Genomic DNA, 5,710 nt, shown 5'->3' with positions numbered 1-5,710 from the left:
TGTTATCGATCTGGTAGCCTTCGGGAGCTTTTGTTTCCAGAATTTCGTATGTACCTTCTTCCAGTACCACGTTGATAACACCATTGATATCTGTTGTGTATGTGCCGATCAGTTTACCTGCAGGAGTGCTGCTGGAAACGGATGTGCTTGTAGATGCACCAGTCTGCCAGATCTGGAACTGTGCGCCTTTCAGAGGAAGTCCTGTCTGGCTATCTTTCTTGATAATCTGAACGCCCTTCAGTTCTTTATTATAGAAATCAACTGTGTAAGTACCTTCGTTATCGATCGTGATCGTTTTGGAATTTACTTCACTCAGTGCATAACCCTGGGGGGCTTTTGTTTCTGTAATAATGTATGAACCTTTTGCCAGTTTAGGCAGTGTGATTGTACCTTTTGCATCTGTTGTAAACAGGCCATTAGATTCACCTACTACTGTGCCGTTCATACGTTTTACTTCGAATGTTGCACCTGCCAGAGGTTCCTTAGTTGTTTCATCGAACTTTCTGATCACCAGATTGCCCAATGCCTCATTATAGAAATCCAGTTTATATGTGCCCTGTGTTTCCACTTTGATCACCTGTGTAGGATTTTCGCTCAGTGCATAACCCGCAGGAGCCTGGATCTCTGTTACTGTGTAAGTATCCGCCTTGATATCTCTCAGGGTGATCACACCACTTTCATCTGTAGTGAAGACACCATTAGAACCGCCGGATACTACTTTACCATCAGAAGATGTAATTCTAAATTTAGCACCAGCCAGCAGTTCTTTTGTATCCGCATCGAACTTACGGATCTGCAGATTTGCCAGTGCATCATTATAGAAGTTTACTTTGAACACACCATTTGTACCTACTTCTACAGTCTGAATGGAGTTATCACTCAGCGCATAGCCTGTAGGTGCTTTTGTTTCTGTCACTTTATAAGTACCTTCTGCCAGACCGGGGATAGAGATCGCACCACTATTATCTGTTGTGTATGTGCCGATCAATTTGCCGCCAAATTCAACACGGAATGTTGCGCCTGCCAGAGGTTCTTTTGTATCGGAATCGAATTTATAGATTTCCAGAGTACCCAGTTTTTTGTTATAGAAATCTACGGTATAAGTTTTACCTGTATCGTCGATTTCAATTTTCTGGGAAGGATTTGCACTTACTGCATAGCCTTTGGGTGCTTCGGTTTCTGTGATGATATAAGTACCTTTATCCAGTTCGGGCAGTGTGATTGTACCGCCTGCGTCTGTTGTGAAGATACCGTTATTGGAACCAACTACTGTGCCATCGGCATCAGTGATTTTGAATGTTGCACCTTCCAGAAGGGCTTTTGTATCCGCATCGAATTTTCTGATCTGCAGATTACCCTTCTTATAGTTATTGAATGTTTTTGTGATCGTAGAGCCGTCTGTGCCAACTTCTACAGTCACAGGCTGTGTGGACAGGACATATCCTTTAGGCGCAGCTGTTTCTGTAATCACATAAGAACCAGGAGCCAGATTACTGATCAGGATATTGCCGTTTGCATCTGTTTCATATTCGCCGGAACCAACTGCCGCACCTGCGGATGTGGTTACTTTGAATTTTGCACCTTCCAGGGGCTGTCTGGAGATACCGTCTACTTTATTGATAGAGATCGCACCATAAGGGTAGTTTCTGAAAATAACTTCCACTACACTTGTGCCGTCTGCTTTCAGGTTCACTGTCTGCAGATCTGTTTCAGCGATCACATAGTTCTGGGGCGCTTTGATTTCTTTTACTGCATAAGCACCAGCTGTAAGACCAGTGATTACAACAACACCGGATTTATCCGTTGTTACTGTGCAGATCAAAGTACCGTTCTGACCACTTGTTTCACCAGTTACTCTATAAACCTCGAATGTTGCGCCGTCCAGCATTTCGCCTGTGTTCGCATCGGATTTCTTGATAACCAGAGAGTTCAGAGGATAGTTCACGATATCGCCAACTTTAGCATAATCAGCACCGCTTGTGATGCTCAGTTTCATTGTAGAAACTTCCTGATTATTATTTGTTGTACCTGTATTACCAGTGCTGCCAACTGCGTTACCTGTAGACAGATAGGAGTTATCGCCAGCTTCCAGATGAATTCTTGTTACAGGGTTCGTAGGTTTCTGATAGCCCTGTGCGGGAATTGTTTCTGTAATAATATACCAGCCGGGTTCAACATAAGGCAGTTTGATACGGCCATCGGCATCTGTCTTGAATGTGCCGATTGTTTTGATACCGCCGTTGGCTGTTTCATACTCAACTTTATAAGTTGTGTTAGGGATGCCTTTATTTGTTGTGGCATCTGTTTTCTCGATCAGCAGTGTGGGGAGCATGATATTTTCGAACAGTAATGTCTTTGTATCGCCGCCCACCAGTTTCACACGCTGAGGTGTATCGTTCAGGATGTAAGGATGAGGTGTAGAAATTTCTTTAATTTCATATGTACCTGCAGCCAGACCGGGCAGAGAAATAATACCATCCTTGTCTGTTGTTACTGTTGCAGGTTCCACGCTTGTATCATCGACCAAGCCTACGCTATATGTAACGCCAGCAATAGGCTTTTTCGTTACTGCATCGACTTTCTTGATTGTCAGTTCGGGCAGTTTAATGTTATCTACTTTAACGATGATTTCACCGTCACCTGCTTTGGCCACGATCACACGATCAGGACTTGTCTTATCGGAGAACATATAGCCAGGAGGAGGATTCAGTTCAGTCACAACGTATGTACCGGGAACGATATAGCCTGTTGTGAACTCACCATTTTTATCTGTCATACCTTCAGCAACAGGTCTGGACAGATCGGACTGTTCATAAATTGCGAACTGCGCGCCTTCCAGTTTATCGCCTGTCTTTTCATCGTATTTCTGTACGGTGATCTGAGGTGCTTCGAGATTTGCAAACATCAGGGATTTTGTATCGCCTGCGTTCAGCTGGATATCCTGATGCTCGCCGGACAGTACATAAGGTTCGGGAACGAATACTTCTGTTACTGTGTATGTACCGGGTTTCAGGTAGCCAAGTTCGCTGCCTTTCATACCGATCGTAACTGTACCGTCTGTGCCGGTTTCTACTATGCCGATCTTTGTACCATCGGCTTTCTTCACTTCGAATTTTGTGCCGGGTACGGGATCACCTGTCTGTTTATCGATCTTTTCGATTGTCAGTACGGGTGCTTTCAGGTTATAAGCTACATACTGGATACTCTTATCTTTGCCCAGATATACTGTGCCGGGGCAAGAGTCCACTACATAACCTTCGGGGGCTGCCAGTTCTGTGATTTTATAAGAACCTACGGGCAGGTTCTTCAGATTTACTGTGCCGCCTTTTGTTTCTACTGTTGTTGCATAGTCACCATCGATCTGTTCCACTTTGAATGTTGCAGGATCTTTGATGGATTCACCTGTCTGTTTATCTACTTTTGTGATTGTCAGACCGGGATATTTGGAGTTTGTGAATTTCAGGCTAGGTGCCTGACCATTTCTTACTGTTACATACTGAGGTGTGGAGTCAAGGATATAACCTTCAACAGTGGATACCTCGCGGACCATGTATGTACCATCTGTCACATCGTCCCATTCGATCTTACCGCTGCCATCTGTTTTACCTGTTGCTCTCCAAGCACCCTTACCGTCGATCTGTACAATTTCATACTGTACGCCGGAGATAGGTTTGCCTGTTTCAGCGTCTTCTTTTTCCATGGAGACTGTCTGATCGGGGTAATCGCGGAATGTAGCAGTTACAGTTTCGTCATCAGGTACCGTGATCACTATTGTTGTAGGCTCTGTCAGCTGATAGCTGTCACCAGAATCACGTTCAACGATTGTATATGTACCTTCACCGGGGATATTGGGTAACCATTTACCGCTGCTATTTGTTGTACCAGTATCGATCAACTGACCTCTGGAGTTATAACAGTCGAATGTCACGCCAGCCAAAGGTGTTGCATTATCCCTTGCATCCAGTTTAAGAACAATTAAATCCCCGCTGCCAGTAGATGTATCTGGTGTATCAGGCGTTTCAGGAATACCTTCATCAGGTACATACTCCTGATTAATGGCAAAACCATCATAGGGGTTATCCCAGAAGTTACCCGCCAGAACATAACTCTGTGCAGCGTCCTTTGTACTTCTACCGTAAAGCAGAATCTTTTTCATCTGCTGTGCGTACAGTCTAAGATCGATCTGCGTGCCATCCGCACCGGGATCGGGAATAACTACTGTCACTTCTGTCGTCCCTTCGGGCAGCACAAATCTTTCATTCCCGCTGGCTGTTGTAATTGTAGATAATTCATCGCCATTTTCATCAACAACAATCAGTCCATCGGGGAAAGAACCTCCGCTGAGCATTTCGATATACATATCGGAACCGGGAACATTATTACCTGTATTGCCGATTGTATACACTACTTCATAATTACTGCCGGATTTTTTAGGCGCACCAGCAGTAAAAGTAACGTCACTCAGTCCGTCATGTGGTGTATGGCTACCAGCTTTGTTATAAATGCTTCTTGTTGCAGCCAGAACTTTATTCTTCAATACTGTAGAATAGCCACTCAGACCATCATTTACACTCCAGGAATTGATACTATAGCTTGTATGAATACCAGACCAAATGGCCATTTTGGTTGCCAGGTATGCACCGTATTCCAATTCATCCTGATCTACGCCATAAGAAGCTGCTGTACCTTCCAGCAATGTTTCCGCAGAGACTGTAGGATAGCCATAATTTACAGCCCCTTCCAGAAATGCAGAAATTGTATTTCCAGCAGTAGATTTATCGCCTGCTCTTTTGCCGGAACCGCCGGAACCGCCAGCGTCTACAATGCAGTCATTATCAAATTTTTCAATGTCTACACCATAGTCAGCTGTATCGCCATAACCAGGATAAGCAGGGTTGATGCAATATGCCTGATAAACAGTACTATTTGCAGGATTTGTCCAGGATACTTGCATAGGAACAAAGTTATCATAGTCTACTACGCCATTGAATTTCAGATACGGAATACGAGTATTTGTATCTTTCGTCAATTTCTGATTCGAATGATAAACAGTTCCGATGGTCATAATTCCTTCATTTGATGCCGCTGCTGCTGCAGGCAACAAAGAAGTAAGCATCACCAATGACATAGCCCAGCCAAAGAAACGCTTAGTGAATTTCTTTTTCATCACATATTCTCCTTTCTTTTTATTGTGTTGCTTTTTTGCACTTTCCATTTACTTCTTCTCCTCTTTCCCCCCTTCTACGACTGAATAAAGGCAACAAAAAAAGCAGTCCGATTTTTTTCGTCTGCTTTTTTTAGTTCATTATTTATTTTTCTTTTTTTAAGCATTCTTTGAATATATTTTTCAAAAAATCTAATACACCACCAGAAGCCTGTATCGTTGCTACCATCAGATTATCTGGATCAATCTGATCAAAATCCATAGAATATCCAATTTTATTGGAAAGAAGTCTGAAAAATAACCGTTGGCATCTTCCATTTCCTTCTCTAAATGGATGTAAGTAATTTATACTATTATACAAGTCTGCTAATTCTTCAATTAATTCATCATAGGGCAAATCAGAAAAATAATTTGCTTTCTGCAAATACTTAAATATGTTCTCCCCTGTCGCTTGTATTTGTTCTGTAGAACAAAAGCTAGTCTGCTTTTTGCTAATATTTATTGTACGGACTGTTCCAGCCCATTCATAAATATCTTCGAAAAGTA

At 42.9% G+C, this 5,710-nt stretch carries 2 protein-coding genes; both read right to left on the bottom strand.

Annotated features, from left to right (window positions below; all coding sequences use genetic code 11):
* The coding region (locus IJ369_RS01865; RefSeq protein ID WP_290715338.1) for a SpaA isopeptide-forming pilin-related protein at window positions 1-5,167 on the bottom strand (5,167 nt) is incomplete at its 3' end.
* Window positions 5,168-5,309: 142 nt separating this feature from the next.
* Window positions 5,310-5,710: Fic/DOC family protein (locus tag IJ369_RS01860; protein WP_290715336.1), on the bottom strand; the 401-nt coding region annotated here is incomplete at its 5' end.

The organism is Anaerotignum sp. (assembly GCF_017483025.1).
Lineage (GTDB): Bacteria > Bacillota > Clostridia > Lachnospirales > Anaerotignaceae > Anaerotignum_A.
This window is presented reverse-complemented; position numbering and strand designations above follow the sequence as displayed.